Genomic DNA, 18350 nt, shown 5'->3' on the forward strand with positions numbered 1-18350 from the left:
TCCATTACATACGGTTATCATGCCAGAAGTTCACTGGGAAGTGACTCTCTTCATGATAAGCTTCAAACTCATAACCTTTTTCTTTTAGCCCCTTTAAAATTGCTGGCACAGCAGCAACTGATTGCGGGTGAATATCATGCATTAAAATTACTTCTTGTGGTTTTGTTGCGTTTGTTAATACGTTTTGAGCAATTTGTGCTGCAGCTGCATCAACTGGCATTTTATTGTATCTCCAATCTAATGAATCAATTGTCCAATCCCATACTTTAAATCCGCCTTCTACCACTTTATTTCGAAGACCTTCATTCAATCCAGGCATCGAACCATATGGAGGACGTGTTAATTTAGGTGATTTCCCAATAATATTAGCGATTAAACCTTGATCTTCTTTCATCTCATTTACATACTCGCCATTTTTATATAACTTTGCGAAATTATGTGTCATACTATGCATGCCTACATAATGACCCTCAGCATTTTCACGTTTCACTAAATCAGGAAATTCTTTTACATTAGCTCCAATTAAAAAGAACGTCGCCTTCGCATCATGTTGTTTTAGCGTATTTAATAATTCAGCCGTATATTTCCCTGGCCCATCGTCAAATGTAAGATAAGCAACTTTTCTTTCTTTTCCATTAAAACGACTTGGTGCCGTTTTATTCATTTCAACTTTCGGCTGTTCACTTGCAAGCTGCACTACATTTTCTTGTTTCGCAACAGCTTTTGCTGGTGAAGTAATGGATTGAAACATGTAATACCCAATAGCTACTGCGGCAATCGCTATTAAAACGACTACTATTTGTTTAATTTTTAAAGCTTTTTCCATTCTATCGAATTCCTCTCCCTATTAATCTTATATATAAATCGCCCAATATAATTATACATCTATTTATTTTTATTTCACCATATAAATAGATTTTATTTGTATTATAATGGGAGTTTTATCAAAATTGTTGTTCCTATTCCTTCTTTGCTTGTAACACTAAGCACACCGCCATGAAGCTCTACCATTTTTTTAACGATAGCTAAACCAATACCTGCACCTGCAACATGATTATTAATTTGGTAAAATGATTGCTCAATATATGGTAAATGTTCTTTAGCAATTCCAATCCCTTCGTCTCTTACCTTAATCACTGCTTGTCCTTCTATTTTAGTCGCTTCAATGTGTATTGTACTTTTTTTATGTGAATACTTAATTGCATTTTGAACAATATTCAAGAAAACTTGCTTTAACCTATTTCGATCTCCCATCAATTCAATTCGGTCTATAGTAGTAATAAATTGAATTTCCTTCTCTTCCGATTTAGGAGTTAATTGCCAAATCGTCTCCTCTAGTATATCGTACAACTGCACCTTTTGTTTATATAAATTAAAATGATTTGATTGTAATCTTGAAAAATCTAGCAATTCTTCTACTAAATGAATCAATCTATCTGTCTCACCTGAAATAATGCCCATACCTTGCTTTATTTCTTCTTCTGTTAAATGATCTACTGTTTTTAACGTCTCACTCCAACCTTTAATTCCTGTTAAAGGCGTTCGTATTTCGTGCGAAATAGAAGCAATGAATTCATTTTTCATCTGCTCAGCCTTATCTATTTTATAGGCCATATAATTTAAACTATGTGCCAATTCACCTAATTCTCCAGGATAATCTTCTTTAATTTTTTGCTTTAATGTGCCTTCTGCAATTTGTGAAGAGGCTTGAATAATGGATTCAATTGGCTCAACAAATGAATTTGCCAAACGTCTACTAATTAAGAAGGCGACTCCCGAAATAACAATACCTACAGAAATAGTAAACGTAATAATTTCAATAATCTTTTTATTTACATTTGTTAAAACAGTCGTATATTTTAAAACACCAATAGTTTGTCCTTGATGTATAAGTGGGCTTAGCACCTCTAGTTGTTTTTTATTACCTTTCGTAGTAACTTGATTATACATTTCACCTTCTAATAATGATTGTGGAATATTCACTTTACCTTTTACCTTTTCACCACTTGAAGATTGTATAACCGAGCCGTGACGATCAATTAACTGTAATTCTGTTCCTTCTAATTGAAAGCTACTAATTATGTCACCACTATATTCTTGTAATCGAATAAAGTATAGTGAATTGTATTCTGAAAAAAAACGTGTACTCGTTTTCGCATGAGACTCTATATATTGCACAATACCATTATAATAGTATCGATAAATTGAGACTGAAAATACAACTTCAAATAATACAAGCATAAGTGTAATGACCGTCATAAAATATAAAGTCACTTTCCGTTTCATCTTATACTTTCCTTCCACACATATCCTTTTCCCCACACCGTAAGAATAAATTCAGGTTCTGATGGATTACATTCTATCTTTTGACGTAACCGTCTCATATTTACATCTACTACTTTCGTCTCACCTACGTAATTGGTTCCCCAAATCATATTTAAAATTTCATCACGCGAAACTGGCTTTGAAGCCTGATTCATTAAATACTGTAATATCATATACTCTGTAGGTGTTAAATCGACTAATTGTCCATCTTTATACAATCTTTCTTCTATAATATTTAACGAAAATGGACCTGACGTAACAATATTCGTTTTTTCTTCATGTACTTCTATTCTTCTTAATAAAGACTGTATACGTGCAGTTAATACTACTGGACTAAACGGTTTTGCAATATAATCATCTGCACCTATTCCTAGTCCTTGCACCTTATCTTCATCTTGTACACGTGCGGTTAACATAATAATACCCATTTTTTTATTTTCTTTCCTGATAGCCTTACAAACTTCTAAACCATCAATCCCCGGTAACATTACATCCAGCAGTGCTATATCAACAGTTTGTTCACTCAAAATCTGTAACGCTTCTTCTCCAGTAGTAGCTTCTATTACATAAAATCCAGCACGTTTTAAATTTAAAACAATAAAGCTACGGATCGTTAATTCATCTTCTAAAACTAAAATTTTTGACATAATTCCCACCTCCTACTCTTGTTGATAATCCGCTAGCGGTGTTATATATGCTTTCACTTTTTCAAATTCCGATTGCTTCGGTACTGCATATACGTGAGAAGCCGTTTTAATTGCTGCGCTGTAGCCTTTTATATTGAACCATTCTTTCCGCTTAAAAATATGAACTTCAAGCCATATTTTATTTGTTCTTGTATCCAAAAACTTTTGAGAATTTGATTCTTTTTGCTGATCTGGTATTGTAATTTTCCCTATTAACTCTTTAGGAATTTTCACATAATACCCTTTTTCTATATCTATATATCGTTCTTCAATTGGTTTAATTCCAGATTCACTCCACTGTATGTAACGTTCAAAAAGCGGACTATCACCATGTGATTTATCCTCCCAACCTTTTGGACGTACAGTACGAACAAATTCAATAATGCCGTCTTCATTAACATCTTTACTTTCTACAACATATTCATTAAATAAATCTTCTTTCCCATCTATAGGTAATACTTCATAATGATCCTGATCAAATTTTGCTACATAAGTTATACCTGAATGAGCCCCTGTTCCCGCATCGATTACAACTGCCTTTAATGATTTAGAAATACGACCCATTTGTATTCTTTGAATACTATTTATATACGGATCAAATGTAACCTCTGACAATACCTTAAACTTTTCAATGAACTGAACCTTCAACTGTTCATCTTTCATATGCGAAACAAGGCTTATGTCTTTAAAACCATTTTTGTTTAAATCATCTATAAATAACTTTGTATACTTCTGTCTATAAAATTCCTTTATATCGTCACTCTCATCGGAAAAAACATACATTGTGTTTTCTAATAAATCACGATTGGTAGTTATTCCTATCAATAGTTCCCTTTTCCCACTCCCTGTGAAATCTCCTACCTCAACAATATCTACTTCTTCCCCATCAAATGTATAGGTTGACTTCATATTCCATCCATTATTTTTCTTCTCATATACGGCTAAATATATATGATAATCTTCATTAGGTATTTTATATACGATGACAGCTTCTTTTTTATTATCTCGCTCGAAATTCATTGACCATGTCGTCTGTTTATCTCTATTAGACATTGGAGTAAGTAAGCGATAATTAACAGGTAAATCTTTATCAATTTGTTCCTTTAATTCATTAATCCATTTTTCATTTGTAGGAGCTTCCATTAGACTTGTTGGAGCTTCAGACATTTTACATCCAGTCAATATAAAGATAATTCCCATCATGCTTAACCATTTCTGCATATGATATCTTTCCTTACCACAAATTTTGAATATGTCCTTTTACTTTTTTACCTATCCATTATACTCATACATATGAGTATAATTTTTCTAAACTAAAAAATCGTTACAGAAAAGTTACAAATACATTCCAAAAAAAAAGATTGGCAAAAGCCAATCTTTTTTTATTATTCATTTCGGACTGATTTTGGCGTTACACCTAAATGATCATTTAATTTTTTTGAAATATCTTTTACATTTTTTTCATTTGGAATGTAATAATAAATACCACCGATACGTTTATCTGTGCCTTCTATTTGCAATTTTTCCATTTCCAAATTAGATCCTGCCATATTTTTTGTAATGGCAAGCATATCGTCAAATGTTAAGTTCGTTTTCATATTTTTATCAACCGCATCTAGTAAAGAGCCCATTTTGCTAATTGATTGAACAGACATCGCTTTTTTAGCAATTGCTTCTATTACAAGTTGCTGTCTCTGTCCACGCATTGCGTCACTATCAATTTTACGCGTTCTTGCAAGTGCAAGTGCTTGTTCTCCATTTAAATGTTGGTAACCTTTTTCTAAATGGATCATACCAGCTTGGTCTTTACTATCTTGTTCAGTGAAAGTAACTGGTACATCAATATCAATACCACCAATTGAATCGACAATTTGTACGAATGATTCAAAGTTAAACTTCACATAATAATCAACAGGGACATTTAAGAATCTTTCCACCGTATCGCGTGTGCTTTCTACGCCACCAAATACGTGAGCATGAGTAATTTTATCTAATTTTTTTCTAGTTGGAATATAAACACGTGAATCACGTGGAATACTTACTAGCTTAACAGACTTATCATCTTTATTAATTGTTGCTAATAAAAGTGCATCTGTTCGAACTGCTTCGCCATATTGGCTTTTTCTCATTTCACTTCCATCTACACCCATGATTAATATTGAAATATTATCCTTTAAAGGTTCAACTTCTTTATCACGCTTTGATGACTTTTCAATTTTCGCATACGCATCATTTACAACAGCTTTTGCTTTATTATATATAAACGAACCATATCCTACTCCTCCAAAAATAAGTAGGAAAAATGGAATTAATATGAACCATTTTATTGACTTTCTTTTAGAACGCTTTTTATTACTTCTCGTATTTTGTTCTAATTCAGAGCTCATACCCATTCGCCTCTCTTTCTCTTTACCAAGTATAATGTAAGTCTATTTATCTTCATATTGAATTTCCTTTCATTAACCTTACAATTTTGTAAGGTTACTACTAAAACCCAATATGTATTCCATTTCACATTATACTCTCGTACTTATTTTTGGCAAGTCACTATTTACCAATTTCAAAAATTTAGCACTTCGTAACATGCAAATTTACAAATTCATTAACTCTTTCATTTTAAATTAGGATATCTTTTTCCAGATAAACGATATGAATAAAGAGTCCAGCTAATGATAAAACCTCTATGAATACAGTATATTTCACGTTATTATTTCTCAAACGGCGTATACATGCTTTTCTTCCCCTGATTATCAATAAAAGCCGACTTTGCTTTTATTTTCGTTTTTTCTACTTCCATGTCTTCATTTGAGAAGTTCACAATGATTTTAATATTTTTTCCATAAGAAACAGATTGTACTAGCTTATCTTCTGACAAATACGCAAAATTCGTCATCTCTTCTTTTACTGCTTTTTCATGAACTTCATTCCAAACTTTTAGATGCTCTGTAATTTCTTTTTTATGCTTATTCCACTCTACTTCATCTAAATGGTACAACGGAGGAACATTATACAATAATTCAGACAGCATTCGATTTCCAACTTCATCTTTTACCTTTAAACTTCCCCATTCCCAATGGTGCGTTGTAATAACGGAATCATTGTATACTAATTTATATAATGGTACCGAATATACTGGGTTTAAATACACTTGTTTATATTCTTCTTTCAATGGTACTTGTTTTGCATATTTTTCGGGAACATTTTGATTTGGTGACCAATATCCACCGACATAATACGGACTTGTTTTATTTTTCCGCATATCTTCATCGTCCCATTTAATAACAGGTGTTTCAATTCCGTGTGCAAATGCAATCGTACTACTAGCAAAATCATTTCCACCTTCAGAACCAACGACCATACCCTTTTCTTGCGCAATGTAGTCCATTCGTTTTAAACGTGCTTTTAAATCTTGCTCTTGTGTCGTTATATGTTTCGCTGAATAGTCATCGTAAATTTCACCTGTCGCATCACAATCAATAAACCATGAATTATATTTAGGACCATTTTGTAATATATCATTCATGCGTTCCTTTACACTAGGCAGCGATAAAGTCGGGTTTAACTTGCGACCTCTGCCTAAAAAGCCTTGCACCTTTTCTCCGTTTTTCTTCGTTACAGTAGCCTCTTCATATAATGATGGGTCATTAAAGGCTGCTGTGTTCCAATTTTTATCACTTTTTTCGTGAATGGAATGATATGAATCATACGGACCAACTAAATACCCCATTTCCTTCGCTTTTGTCACGAAATTAGGTTGCATAAATCCTTGTTCCCAGTTCGGCAGACCAATCCACGCTTTTTCTATTCCTACCTCTTTCATTTCCTTTAGTATGTCCGTTCCATCTGCATTACTCCATTTACTTACCTCTTCAACCGCATCACCAAGTAGCGACTTTAATAAATGCTTATTTAAGCTATACAATTCTGTGTTCGTTAAGTGACCTACACCTTTCTTTAATAGCACACTAGCTTCCTGATCAACGTTTTGAAAAATATCCTCTTTATAAAATTCCTTCATGGATAATACTTCGTTTATATAACGTAAAATAACATTTTTTTGATACTTATCAATGAAATCTTGTTTACTTACTTGATCTAATACATTCAGTTCCCCAGGCTCTGAACTATTCTTTTGAATAAGTTCTTTTATATGACTAAACAGCGGGCTATTTATTTGCTCCCTTAGTTTTGGCCAATTTATATTATTTTCTGATAGACCATTTTGATTCCAAAAATAAAAATGCGCCGCTCCATATAACTTTTCGATTTCTTTATTTTTTCTAGCCTTTTCTTGTAATGTTTTAAATTCACCTTTTCGAACAATATCATCCTTATACAGTTTAGCAATGCTTACCGCATCATTATTTGTCACATATAATTGAAATCCATATGTTTTATTTTTATTTATGCTCGGAAATTCATGTGTAAAATCAAATCCTATTTTCGGATCCGAATGAAACTTCAATTCATTATTAAACATATTGTTTGCAATATATACAATTGAATATTTCGAACCATTTAATGCGAAAAACTTCATAGAAAATGATTCAGCAAATGAATATGCATCATCCTTTAAAAACTTCTTCCAATTCTCATCATTGCTCGGAATTTGCTTACCCTCCCATAACGGAAGTGTATAATTTTCAGCTTCTACTTTCGGCCATGTAAAGCTTTCTGCACCAGTCGATTCCACTTCAATGTTTAAGTGGTCTTTTTTCTTTTCTAATTTTATTTTTACTTTTTGATCTGGATATTCCCACGATGTACGATCCTTTTCTTTTTTTACATTCGATACCTTCATTTTCGGTAGGGGTCGTGATGCCTGTTCCTTTACCCCCTCATGTTCTACAGTTAATGTGAATGTTTCTGGATTTACATCATAAGTAAAATCTTTATACGTCGATTTCTTTATTTTAGACTCTTGTACAGCATTACTACCTTTTACGTCACAACCGACTAAAGTCGAAAATGGCATAGTTGTTAGAAGACATATCGCTATCATTTTTTTCATCCTCTGCACCTCCACCAATGAATATACAGGTGGTTTGTTACAGGAATGTGGCAAAAAATAATAGAGCTAGCATTTTGCTAGCTCTATTTGGATTATTAAAAGTTGATATGAACAACTATAACTTGCTTAGAAGATATGTAATACAGTAACTGCATTTTTTCTCAACAATTATGAAACTAAACAAATCAAAATTTTAACAAGCATTCTTTAACTGAAAAAATAAGTGTATACAATGTATCCTAAAAGTAGTACTAAAATGATTATCCCTGTACCTTTCCAATTCATACCGCCTGCTATATCAACTGGACTACCTGTTTTCGCTCTATTGAGTCCGTCATGTAAAGAACCCGTAGGATTACTTTTTAATTCACTTTGTCTCATACGCTCTCTTTTTTCTTCTGGTGACTCTTTATTCATTTAATCACCTCCAAAATGAATGCACTCTTTACTTACATTATTCAAAATCAACATTTGTTTTATATTTTTTTCCGAAAAAACCTAATTTAAAATAGGTTTGCAACGTAAAGAAAGCTAGCCATGCCAGCTTTCTTTACGATCCAATATGCTCTTCCTTATTTACAATAATACCTTTATGGTCGATTTCAAGCTCACATACTTTCATATCTGTAAATACTCTCGCTAATTGCTCAGCGATTTCTTGACGTTTCTCATATGGCGTTAATATAAAAATAGATGGTCCCGCACCGCTAAGTGCTGTACCGTACGCACCAAATTCTTTTGCGCATTTACGAATAGATGGTAATAACGGTACGAGTTCTAAACGATATGGCTCGTGAAAATGGTCTCTCTCCATCATTTCACCTACAACTTCCCACCGCTTTTGACATAATGCAGCTACTAATACGTTACTTACCGCACTAGCTTTAACTGCCTCATGAAACGGAAACATCTTTGGTAATACAGATCGACTTTCATCTGTATTTAATTCTTCATTCGGAATAAGAGAAATTACCCCTAACTCCTTGCTCTCAATTCTTACGACGGAAATATCCTTTCCATCAAGTGCTCCGATTACAGTTCCACCTAATATAGAAGCAGCAACATTATCAGGATGTCCTTCAAAATTTGTAGCAATTTGAACTTTTTGATCAGCAGTTAAGTTCAAATTGCCTAGTTGATTCGCAAGTTCTATCCCAGCTACAATCGCTGATGCACTACTTCCTAGCCCTCTTGTTAATGGGATATTACTAGTAACTTCTATTATATGGGGTGATATAGAAGGACAGACTTTACATGCCGTGCTAACGATTAAATTTTTATCGTCTGTCGGAATTGATTCTTCAAAGGAATGGATTACTTGCCATTTATCAGCTTTTTCTTTAACCACCACATCTAAATACAATGACAAAGCTATTCCAACTGAATCAAATCCAGGACCAACATTTGCCGTACTAGCAGGGACACGAACACTTAATGGTATCACGACATAATCACCCCTTTAATATGATCTTTAATCTGTTCTATATCATTTGACAAACTTGCGATGTCTAGTTGATTTGAAGAAATAGCGATATCAGGATCCTTCAAACCATTTCCAGTTAATACTGCAACAACTGTTTCTCCGTTTTTGATTTTTCCAGATTTAACATGTTTAATTACGCCAGCTAATGAAGCATTTGATCCCGGTTCAGCGAAAACTCCTTCAGTTTTTGCCAATAACCTATACGCATGTAAAATTTCTTCATCTGATACCATATCTATTTCACCACAAGACTGCTCGGCAGCCTCTACTGCATACGACCAACTTGCTGGGTTACCAATGCGAATTGCTGTTGCAATTGTTTCAGGCTCTTCAATTACATGCCCTTTTACAATTGCCGCTGCTCCTTCTGCTTCAAAGCCATGAATTCTTGGCTTCTTATAACCTTTTTCTTTCTCATATTCACAGAAGCCTTTCCAATATGCTGTAATATTCCCTGCGTTCCCAACAGGGATAGCTAGAACATCTGGTGCATTTTGCAATTGGTCACAAATTTCAAATGCTGCCGTTTTTTGTCCTTCAATTCGATAAGGATTCACTGAATTTACTAATGTAATCGGCTCTTCTGCAGCAATATTTCTTACAGCCTTAAGTGCATCATCGAAATTCCCTTCTATTGAAATAATTTCAGCTCCATAAGCGACCGCTTGCGCTAATTTTCCATGCGCAATCTTTCCTTCAGGGATTACGATTATACATTTCATCCCAAGACGTGCCGCATATGCTGCAGCTGATGCTGATGTATTACCTGTTGATGCACAAATGATTGCTTCTGAACCTTCTTCTTTCGCCTTAGCAACTGCCATCACCATACCACGATCTTTAAAAGAACCTGTCGGATTCGCTCCTTCGTACTTACCATATAGCTGAATCCCTAATTGCTTTGATATATTTAATAACGGAATAAGAGGTGTATTTCCTTCCATTAGACTGACATCAGGTGTGTTTTCATTCACCGGTAAATAAGAAGCATATTGTTTCAATAGTCCTTTATACATATTGTTTTTCCTCCTCAATAATGTAGTAACTGTTTATTTCACTTGCGACAGCTTCTATCGCTTCTAAAACTCGTTCGAATTGATACTTGGAAGTTCGATGTGTCACAACAACAACTTCTGCCAGTTCACGGTTTAAAGGTAATTGAATAACTTCTTTTAAACTTACAGAGTAATTAACGAAACATTCTGTTATTTTTTGTAACATCCCAGGCTCATCTCGTAATGAAATACGCAAGAAATATTTCGAAACTACTTCTTCATCACCTTGTAATTCATAAGGAACTGGTTCTTTTAACGCACTTTTATTTTTCGGCACTTGATTCATATTTTTAACGATGGAAATAATATCACTTACTACAGCAGAACCAGTTGGCAACTTTCCAGCTCCAGGTCCGTAAAACATTACTTCTCCTACCGCTTGACCGTGAACATATACTGCATTAAATTCATTATTCACATTTGATAATGGATGCTGGCTCGGTAAAAGCGTCGGTTCTACACTTAAATGAATGGCTGATCCTTGTTTTTCTGCTTTCCCAATTAACTTCATAGTAAATCCTAACTTTTCAGCCATTTGTAAATCTTCTTTTTCGACCTTTCGAATCCCTCTTACTTGCACATCATCTAATGAAACATTCATCGAAAAACCTAAGTTTGCAAGAATTGCTACCTTTCTCGCCGCATCTAGTCCATCTACATCTGCTGTCGGATCCGATTCTGCAAAGCCTAATTTTTGTGCTTCCTGTAAAGCCTCTTCATAAGACCATCCATTTTGACTCATTTTTGTTAACATATAATTTGTTGTACCATTTACAATTCCCATTATTTTTTCAATTTGATCTGATGCTAGCCCATCAGTTAGTCCTCTTAACACTGGAATACCACCCGCTACACTCGCTTCGTAACATAAATCACAATCATTATCGTTCGCCAGTTGAAGAAGCTCTGCACCATATACAGCCATTAAATCTTTATTTGCTGTCACGACATGTTTCTTATTTCGTAAAGCCTTAACAATATGCTGTTTTGCTTCTTCAATCCCTCCCATTACCTCTACTACAATATCAATATTTGAATCATTTAGAACTTCATCTGCATGACTTGTTACTGCAATTCCGTCAATACAAACATCGCGTTCTTTTTCCAAATCACGTACAACGACTGTTTTCACTTTCACTTCGTATCCTGTATCAAGAGCGATTTTTTTATAATGTTCTTTCAAAATATGGACAACACCACTTCCGACCGTACCTAAACCTAATACCCCAACATTTATAACGTTATTCATCTTCTAATCTCCTCCTACAATTTTATTATTTATCTCTATCAATCACCTTGCTCTGCTTTTTAATCATGCAGGTGGTGGTTATTTCCGTACGTACAAATCGTTCCATGTTACTGCACCTCCTTTCAAAGTAAAAAAACACACCCATCCCTAGGAAAGGGACGAATGTGTTTTCGTGGTTCCACCCTTGTTCCAATCTAGACGTATTTCTCCCTAGATTGCTCAAGTTCAGATAACGGCTGATACCGTCAATAATTACTAGATTACTCGTTCACTATTGAAGTTCAAAGGTGGTAAAATCATTTCTCGTGTTAGGAAGCTCACACCCTTGACTTCCCTCTCTGTAAACCGTAAAAATGATTTCTTGTCCTTATCATTACTTTTTCGTTCATGTTTATTTGTTAACTCATTATACTCGCATAAAAAACAAAATCAATACTATTTTTTAATTATTTTAAATTTTCAATCTCTAAATCCGTAAAAAAACACACTCATCCCTAGGAAAGGGACGAATGTGTTTTCGTGGTTCCACCCTTGTTCCAATCTAGACGTATTTCTCCCTAGATTGCTCAAGTTCAGATAACGGCTGATACCGTCAATAATTACTAGATTACTCGTTCACTATTGAAGTTCAAAGGTGGTAAAATCATTTCTCGTGTTAGGAAGCTCACACCCTTGACTTCCCTCTCTGTAAACCGTAAAAATGATTTCTTGTCCTTATCATTACTTTTTCGTTCATGTCTATTTGTTAACTTATTATAGTTATCAACTTTTTAAAAAGCAAGCCTATTTTTACTAACTATTTGCAAAATAACTTTTTATTATATTTCACAATAGCATTATGCAACCGCCACTCAATTTACCTATTTTGTCATTTTTCCAGTTTATAAATCAACGGTTCATATATAAAGTGAAACTTTAATCAGTAGGGATTTTGTTCATCCCCACTGATTATTAGCCTTCACCAATCGGGCTTTTACGGGCAGTTGATCCCAACCGAACTTCTTTGTTTTCGCTGAATTTTGAGGTAGGGGTCTTACTGCCCGTTAATGCGGGATAAATTCCCCATTCTAAAACCCGTACATACCCACCTTACAAAACTATATCAATAAAATTTTCAATACAATCTTTTTGTATAACTTTCTTCTAAAGAACGTGCAACATCTTCTTCTGAAGTATTCACTTTCGCATGCTCCAGCAACATTTTTGCTGCTGAAGGTAACTCTTTTTTATTTAACCAAGATTCTGATTCCCACATCTTAGAACGAATAAAAGCTTTTGCACAATGAATGTAACACTCTTCTATTTCAACAACAATTCCAAGCAACGGATTACGTCCATTCGCCTGCATTTCTTTCAAAATTTCTTCGTCGTTTGTAATATAAGCTCGGCCATTTATTCTAAGTGTCTCCCCAAGACCTGGAATAAAAAAGATTAGTCCTACACGTGGATTTGAAATAATATTCAAAATGGAGTCTATACGACGATTTCCTGGCCTTTCTGGAATGATAATTTTATTATTATTGAGTACGTATACAAATCCAGGTGCGTCTCCTCTCGGCGAGGCGTCACACTCCCCCAACTTATTTGCAGTAGATAATACTAGAAAAGGAGATTTAGAAAGGAAATCTACGCAATGGTGATCTAATGATGAAATAACTTTTTTCAATGCTCGCTCACTTGGTTTTCCCAATATTCCCCGTAATTCTTCCTCTGTTGAAATAATCGATTTTATTTCCATACGCTCTATCTCCACTTATAATCGCTCCTTTTTCTTTATTTTCCCAAAATTCAATACGAATATTGTATAATAAAATTTGCAGAAAGGGGAATTAAAATGACAGAGTGGTTAACGATATTTGACTCTAAAAGAAATACACTTGGGAAGAAATTACGTGATGAAGTGCATCGTGACGGTGATTGGCACGAAACATTTCATTGTTGGTTTGTAGAAAAAGATGCTGAAGATATGTTTTTATATTTCCAATTACGCTCTAAAAATAAGAAAGAAGCTCCACTTATATGGGATATTACTTCGGCTGGACATATAATGCATGATGAAGATGTACAAATTGGCGGTCTTCGTGAAATTGAAGAAGAATTAGGACTTTCCTTTCAAACGACCGATTTAGCATACAAAGGAATCTTTACAATAGATTATGAAATTTCAAATCTTACTGATCGCGAATTTTGCCATATGTATTTTCACAATGTCATCGATCCACTTCCATTCACACCAGGTGAAGAAGTGGACGATGTGATGAAAGTACATGCAACTTCTTTTCTACAACTATTAAATGGAGAGATTTCATCTTTAAAAACGATTTCAGTCTTAAACAATAAACCGATTACGATAACATTTGAAGATATTTATCCGTATGATCTTGCATACTATGAATTTGTTGTTGCACAAGGAAAAGAACTACTAAAAAATAATAGTTTGTAAATATAATAGGACTCCTATCTATCATTGACTGAGAGTCCTATTTTCCTTATCATCATTGTTCAATTGTCTTTAATCTGTTCTCTACTCGTATAAATAAGTGAATGATTAACAATACCATGACCACCATAATCAATGCTGTTGTATGTGGATATCTAAACAGTATACTAATAATACTTCCAATTACCATCATGATGAATCCGTTTTGCTTCATCACTTCTGCACTATACCTATTACCCGCATCCCATAATACCTTATTTTTCATAGATCGTTTCGTACGATAACCATATACTGCGTTAATATCCGTTGGTGGATTTTTTTGAAGAATAATTGCAGCAAGTATAAATATAACACCGATCAATACGCTCATTCCTACGTTTACTAATGCATAGGTCAATTATATCCCCCCTAACTTACACCCTCATTATACGACACGACTCCCTTTTTTCCAATTTATAACACATTCAATTTCTTTCTTTTGATGTCTGGAACATACTTGGAAGTGTTACAAAACTTGCTCCTTTCGTTTTTAACTGCGGAATGATTTTGTCTAGTGCATCTACAGATCCTTGTAAATGCCCACCTGGTGTTGAATGTTGGAGGATGACACTTCCAGGAAATGAATTCCCTAACACATTATTTGTAATCGTATCAGCACTCACACCTTTCCAATCAACCGTATCAACACTCCACTGTACAATCATAAAATTTTGCTCTGTGGCCCATTTTAATTGATCTTCAAGTATTTCACCGTATGGCGGACGTATAAACTTCGGTGCATAACCAGCTAAACGATTTAATATTTCTTCCGTTTTTATAATTTGATTACGGTACTCATCCTCATTTACTTTCGCCAAATTCGGATGACTATACGTATGATTGCCAATTACATGCCCTTCATTCGCAATACGCTTTACTACGTTCGGAAATTTTTCTGCGTTTTCACCAAGTAAGAAAAAAGTAGCTTTTACATTATGTTGTTTTAACTTATCTAATATTTTTGGCGTAAATTCTAAATCTGGTCCATCATCAAATGTAAGAGCGACTTCCGCTTTATTATACGGTCCTGAAAATGCGTACGCATATTTTTCAACCCATGAAAATGGTGTCCACGAGCCACGATCATCTGCTTTCATTTGTACTTCATATTTTTGAGGGATATATGCGTATGGCAATGCACTTATATAATCTCCGTAATAAAATAAGTTATATGGTATATAAGCATACGAAACATCTCGTTCTAGTCCCCATTGATATGGAGCAAACATTTCTGGCGAATAAAAATAATACATGATAAAAAACCTCCCTAAATTTTCATATGTGATTCATCTGCACTTTGTTAGAGAAATTGTTATTCATAAACAAAAATAAGACTGTCCTTAATTAGGACAGTCTTACTGCTTTATATTATTAATAAATTGATGTACTATCTTTTGGCAAAGCTTTCACATGTTTTAAATAGTTCGTCACTTTATCATCCTCATCTTGCGGATATTGATATTCATATGTGTTAGCAATTTCATTGGCCACTTCCCTAAATAAATCACCCATGACAAAGAATGACTCCCATATGTTTTCATATTCTGCATTAGAAAATGTCCTTTTAAATTGCTCCCACATATCTTCTTCAATATATTGCTCGAAATACTTTCCAAGCTTCCCTGTATTAACTGTAAAGTCTGTTTTCATACCAATATGCCATTCTAGCATTACGATGAACATATCTCGCACTGGTCCTTCAAGCATTCCTTTTGCATAAGAAAGTTCCTCTCGCCATAACCCTTTTGCGATATTCGTACTACACCACCAAAATTCATTACAACAATCTAAAAACTCTTTTTCTGTAGGCTTTTTTATTAAGTAATCCTTATCGCTTGCTGGCGGGAATTCTTCCAGACAATTATCTTTATCAAGAAGCAGTTTACTTAAACTATCTTGTCCAACGAACTTTTTTATTAACTCAACTGGAACTAGCGTTAAATCAATCCGATTCCCATCCATGAACTGCATTAAATACGGAAACTTCCCATCTTTATCTGGTTGAACTAACGACATTTCTTCTGGCATTTGTACTATCATTATTTCTCCAAATCTATGAACCCAATTATGATTAGACGTAAAAGATTGTATATCATTTACAACATACATAATATCATAGTCTTGAAAACAATCTCTTTTCACATTTGGATTTACACGCGATCCATTCATGATAACTGCTCGAATTCTTTCATCCTCTTTTGCTATATTTATAATTACGTCTAACATTTCTTTTTCAGTTCTCATCTACTTATATCCTCCAATTTTTTAATATATAATATAGTGTTATGTATACTGGAGGTCCACGAGCTAATCTCGTTATACACGATACATGTTATAATTTTTGAAACTTCTTTTTCATCCCTTTTTCATCCCTTTTTCCTCCTTACATCACTCTTTTACAACTGCCATCCCTTTCAATTTCCCAATGCTTTCTACCATTTACTTTTAATTATACCGAAAATTCTGTCTCGAATACAAAAAATAAAGAAGGGATATCTACCCCTTACAGAATAGATATCCCTTCTTTTAAAGCTAAATTTAATTCCTATGGATTAGTAGACCAAAGCCCAGCAGATTTAATAAACGTACGTTTATTTAATTTCAGCTGCGCTACGATAAATTCTGCAATATCTTCTGCTTGCATTACTTTATCAGGGTTTCCATCAGTTAATCCTAAATCTACAGCCATATCAGTTGCTACTGTACTTGGAGTTAGAGCTGTTACACGAATGTTATGTTTGCGAACTTCCATCGCTAACGATTCTGTTAAGCCAAGGACACCAAATTTAGAAGCACTATATGCACTTGTTACAGGTGCGCCTTTTTGTCCTGCTGTAGATGAAATGTTAATGATATCACCAGATTGTTGTTCAATCATGCTCGGTAAAGCTGCACGAGTTGCATAGTATACACCCATTAAATTTACTTGAATGATTTTTTCCCAATCAGCAACGTCTAGTTCTAAAAACTTACCGAATTTAGAAATACCAGCGTTATTAATTAAAATATCGATAGATCCTAAACCATTTTTTAACGTTTCAATCGCAGTTGTTACTTCTTCGTATGAAGAAACATCAGCAGTTGCAATAACAGCTTTTACACCTTCTGCTTCTACTTCTTTCGCTACAGCTTTTAAGTTTTCTTCTGAACGAGCTAATAAGCCTACATTTACGCCTTCTTTCGCTAATGCGATTGCTACAGCGCGACCAATCCCTCTACCTGCTCCTGTAATTAAAGCATTTTTACCTTGTAATAATTCTGCCAAGTATAACACTCCTTAATCATCTCAGTTATGTATTATATTAAAATTGTATCTATGTTTATGTAAAAAGGCAATGATGCACTTTCATGTGCGTAGGTTACTTGTAGGTAACTATAGAAAGGTTTTATTTATAATTTTCATTTTTTTTACCATTATTCATGTAAAATAAAAACAAATCCAGCATAGGAGAGTGTATGAGTATGAAAAGAAAAAAATGGTTCTTGTTACTAACTGCAGTCGGACTATGTATCATATTGTTTGCACTGTACTTTATATTTGGTAACCCACTAAATTATAAAGTAATAGAAAAAGATACTAGCCATTATCTCCATATTAAAAAAGGTTATAAGCAAGAAGAAATACAAAACATAACCGGAAAATATACTCCCCTTTATAATATTGGCTATTATGCAACAGTAGTATATAAAGACGAACCATATTTCACCTACTCTTATACATACGATGATAATAAAAAAATAATACAAGACAACGGTATTTTAGGAAGACATACTGAGTCATTTGAACATCTTAATTTAAACTGGTCGTTGTTTGACCAGTTAGTAGATGGTATTCATACAAACTTGCAAGGAATAGGTTTAAGAGAAAAGAAAGATTATTCTATACGACACGTTCAATTCATTGATATAGATGACGATAAAAACGGTGTGGAAGCATACGTTGACTTTAAGAAAGATAAAGAATCCGATTACTCATATCGTATGAATAGCGAAGGAAAAGCTTATCAATATAATTGCAGTAACGGTAAATGCATTTTTAAAGAGAAATAGTGTTAGAAGGTT

17 protein-coding genes and 2 other annotated features are annotated in these 18350 nt (G+C 34.0%); of the genes, 2 read left to right on the top strand and 15 right to left on the bottom strand.

Annotated features, from left to right (window positions below; genetic code table 11):
* Positions 1-4: 4 nt before the first annotated feature.
* The 11 genes from ACTFSL_RS23245 to ACTFSL_RS23295 all read right to left on the bottom strand — a co-directional run bounded on the left by ACTFSL_RS23245 (position 5) and on the right by ACTFSL_RS23295 (position 13562).
* Entirely contained in the window at positions 5-826 is an 822-nt protein-coding gene (locus tag ACTFSL_RS23245) for a peptidoglycan-N-acetylglucosamine deacetylase (RefSeq protein ID WP_000409484.1), read from the bottom strand.
* Between the two features lie 101 nt (positions 827-927).
* Positions 928-2286, bottom strand: a complete 1359-nt coding sequence (locus ACTFSL_RS23250) for a sensor histidine kinase (protein ID WP_088338912.1) — start codon at positions 2284-2286, stop codon at positions 928-930.
* On the bottom strand, positions 2283-2972 hold the full coding sequence (locus ACTFSL_RS23255; protein ID WP_000036070.1) for a response regulator transcription factor: 690 nt from the start codon (positions 2970-2972) through the stop codon (positions 2283-2285). Before ACTFSL_RS23255 ends, ACTFSL_RS23250 begins: the two co-directional genes overlap by 4 nt.
* Positions 2973-2984: 12 nt before the next feature.
* Complete coding sequence (locus ACTFSL_RS23260) at positions 2985-4232, bottom strand: hypothetical protein (protein WP_088338913.1); 1248 nt, start codon at positions 4230-4232, stop codon at positions 2985-2987.
* A 164-nt stretch (positions 4233-4396) separates the two neighbouring features.
* Positions 4397-5398, bottom strand: coding sequence for an LCP family protein (locus tag ACTFSL_RS23265; RefSeq protein WP_002182662.1), 1002 nt, complete (start codon positions 5396-5398; stop codon positions 4397-4399).
* A 320-nt stretch (positions 5399-5718) separates the two neighbouring features.
* Positions 5719-8022 carry a glycoside hydrolase gene (locus ACTFSL_RS23270; RefSeq protein ID WP_088338914.1) on the bottom strand — a complete coding sequence of 768 codons (2304 nt, stop codon included), beginning with the start codon at positions 8020-8022 and terminating at the stop codon, positions 5719-5721.
* Between the two features lie 207 nt (positions 8023-8229).
* Positions 8230-8439, bottom strand: a complete 210-nt coding sequence (locus ACTFSL_RS23275; RefSeq protein WP_063536132.1) for a DUF6366 family protein — start codon at positions 8437-8439, stop codon at positions 8230-8232.
* Positions 8440-8572: 133 nt separating this feature from the next.
* Positions 8573-9466, bottom strand: a complete 894-nt coding sequence (gene thrB / locus ACTFSL_RS23280) for a homoserine kinase (RefSeq protein WP_000612683.1) — start codon at positions 9464-9466, stop codon at positions 8573-8575.
* The gene (thrC, locus tag ACTFSL_RS23285) at positions 9463-10521 is read right to left on the bottom strand and encodes a threonine synthase (RefSeq protein WP_088338915.1); all 1059 of its coding nucleotides are present in this window, start codon (positions 10519-10521) and stop codon (positions 9463-9465) included. The genes thrB and thrC overlap by 4 nt, the downstream gene beginning before the upstream one ends.
* Entirely contained in the window at positions 10514-11809 is a 1296-nt protein-coding gene (locus ACTFSL_RS23290) for a homoserine dehydrogenase (RefSeq protein ID WP_088338916.1), read from the bottom strand. The genes thrC and ACTFSL_RS23290 overlap by 8 nt, the downstream gene beginning before the upstream one ends.
* A 151-nt stretch (positions 11810-11960) precedes the next feature.
* Positions 11961-12192, bottom strand: a binding site (T-box leader).
* Positions 12193-12307: 115 nt separating this feature from the next.
* Positions 12308-12539 (bottom strand) — a binding site (T-box leader).
* Positions 12540-12923: 384 nt separating this feature from the next.
* A complete protein-coding gene (locus tag ACTFSL_RS23295; protein ID WP_088338889.1) occupies positions 12924-13562 on the bottom strand; it encodes a pyridoxamine 5'-phosphate oxidase family protein in 639 nt (212 codons plus the stop codon).
* An 81-nt stretch (positions 13563-13643) separates the two neighbouring features.
* Between ACTFSL_RS23295 and ACTFSL_RS23300 the strand changes: the two genes are divergently transcribed.
* The gene (locus tag ACTFSL_RS23300; protein ID WP_088338890.1) at positions 13644-14252 is read left to right on the top strand and encodes an NUDIX hydrolase; all 609 of its coding nucleotides are present in this window, start codon (positions 13644-13646) and stop codon (positions 14250-14252) included.
* A gap of 52 nt (positions 14253-14304) precedes the next feature.
* Here ACTFSL_RS23300 and ACTFSL_RS23305 read toward each other — a convergent pair whose 3' ends face one another.
* From ACTFSL_RS23305 to ACTFSL_RS23320, 4 genes are all read right to left on the bottom strand, one after another.
* Positions 14305-14646 carry an SdpI family protein gene (locus ACTFSL_RS23305; protein WP_088338891.1) on the bottom strand — a complete coding sequence of 114 codons (342 nt, stop codon included), beginning with the start codon at positions 14644-14646 and terminating at the stop codon, positions 14305-14307.
* 67 nt (positions 14647-14713) lie between these two features.
* The gene (locus tag ACTFSL_RS23310; RefSeq protein WP_088338892.1) at positions 14714-15541 is read right to left on the bottom strand and encodes a peptidoglycan-N-acetylglucosamine deacetylase; all 828 of its coding nucleotides are present in this window, start codon (positions 15539-15541) and stop codon (positions 14714-14716) included.
* A gap of 118 nt (positions 15542-15659) precedes the next feature.
* On the bottom strand, positions 15660-16532 hold the full coding sequence (locus tag ACTFSL_RS23315) for an aminoglycoside 6-adenylyltransferase (RefSeq protein WP_088338893.1): 873 nt from the start codon (positions 16530-16532) through the stop codon (positions 15660-15662).
* A 301-nt stretch (positions 16533-16833) separates the two neighbouring features.
* Complete coding sequence (locus tag ACTFSL_RS23320; protein WP_000818985.1) at positions 16834-17553, bottom strand: 3-ketoacyl-ACP reductase; 720 nt, start codon at positions 17551-17553, stop codon at positions 16834-16836.
* A 191-nt stretch (positions 17554-17744) separates the two neighbouring features.
* Here ACTFSL_RS23320 and ACTFSL_RS23325 point away from each other — a divergent pair, with 191 nt between their 5' ends.
* Positions 17745-18338: a DUF3139 domain-containing protein gene (locus tag ACTFSL_RS23325; protein ID WP_065382415.1), complete on the top strand. Its 594-nt coding sequence runs from the start codon at positions 17745-17747 to the stop codon at positions 18336-18338.
* Positions 18339-18350: the final 12 nt, after the last annotated feature.

The organism is Bacillus cereus group sp. MYBK108-1 (assembly GCF_051917185.1).
Classification (GTDB): Bacteria; Bacillota; Bacilli; order Bacillales; family Bacillaceae_G; genus Bacillus_A; species Bacillus_A cereus.

Excerpts from the sequence above, each read along its gene's own strand:
- ACTFSL_RS23245 (WP_000409484.1), bottom strand. The coding sequence starts at position 826 with ATGGAAAAAGCTTTAAAAATTAAACAAATAGTAGTCGTTTTAATAGCG.
- ACTFSL_RS23250 (WP_088338912.1), bottom strand. The coding sequence starts at position 2,286 with ATGAAACGGAAAGTGACTTTATATTTTATGACGGTCATTACACTTATG.
- ACTFSL_RS23255 (WP_000036070.1), bottom strand. The coding sequence starts at position 2,972 with ATGTCAAAAATTTTAGTTTTAGAAGATGAATTAACGATCCGTAGCTTT.
- ACTFSL_RS23260 (WP_088338913.1), bottom strand. The coding sequence starts at position 4,232 with ATGCAGAAATGGTTAAGCATGATGGGAATTATCTTTATATTGACTGGA.
- ACTFSL_RS23265 (WP_002182662.1), bottom strand. The coding sequence starts at position 5,398 with ATGAGCTCTGAATTAGAACAAAATACGAGAAGTAATAAAAAGCGTTCT.
- ACTFSL_RS23270 (WP_088338914.1), bottom strand. The coding sequence starts at position 8,022 with ATGAAAAAAATGATAGCGATATGTCTTCTAACAACTATGCCATTTTCG.
- ACTFSL_RS23275 (WP_063536132.1), bottom strand. The coding sequence starts at position 8,439 with ATGAATAAAGAGTCACCAGAAGAAAAAAGAGAGCGTATGAGACAAAGT.
- thrC (WP_088338915.1), bottom strand. The coding sequence starts at position 10,521 with ATGTATAAAGGACTATTGAAACAATATGCTTCTTATTTACCGGTGAAT.
- ACTFSL_RS23290 (WP_088338916.1), bottom strand. The coding sequence starts at position 11,809 with ATGAATAACGTTATAAATGTTGGGGTATTAGGTTTAGGTACGGTCGGA.
- ACTFSL_RS23300 (WP_088338890.1), top strand. The coding sequence starts at position 13,644 with ATGACAGAGTGGTTAACGATATTTGACTCTAAAAGAAATACACTTGGG.
- ACTFSL_RS23310 (WP_088338892.1), bottom strand. The coding sequence starts at position 15,541 with ATGTATTATTTTTATTCGCCAGAAATGTTTGCTCCATATCAATGGGGA.
- ACTFSL_RS23315 (WP_088338893.1), bottom strand. The coding sequence starts at position 16,532 with ATGAGAACTGAAAAAGAAATGTTAGACGTAATTATAAATATAGCAAAA.
- ACTFSL_RS23325 (WP_065382415.1), top strand. The coding sequence starts at position 17,745 with ATGAGTATGAAAAGAAAAAAATGGTTCTTGTTACTAACTGCAGTCGGA.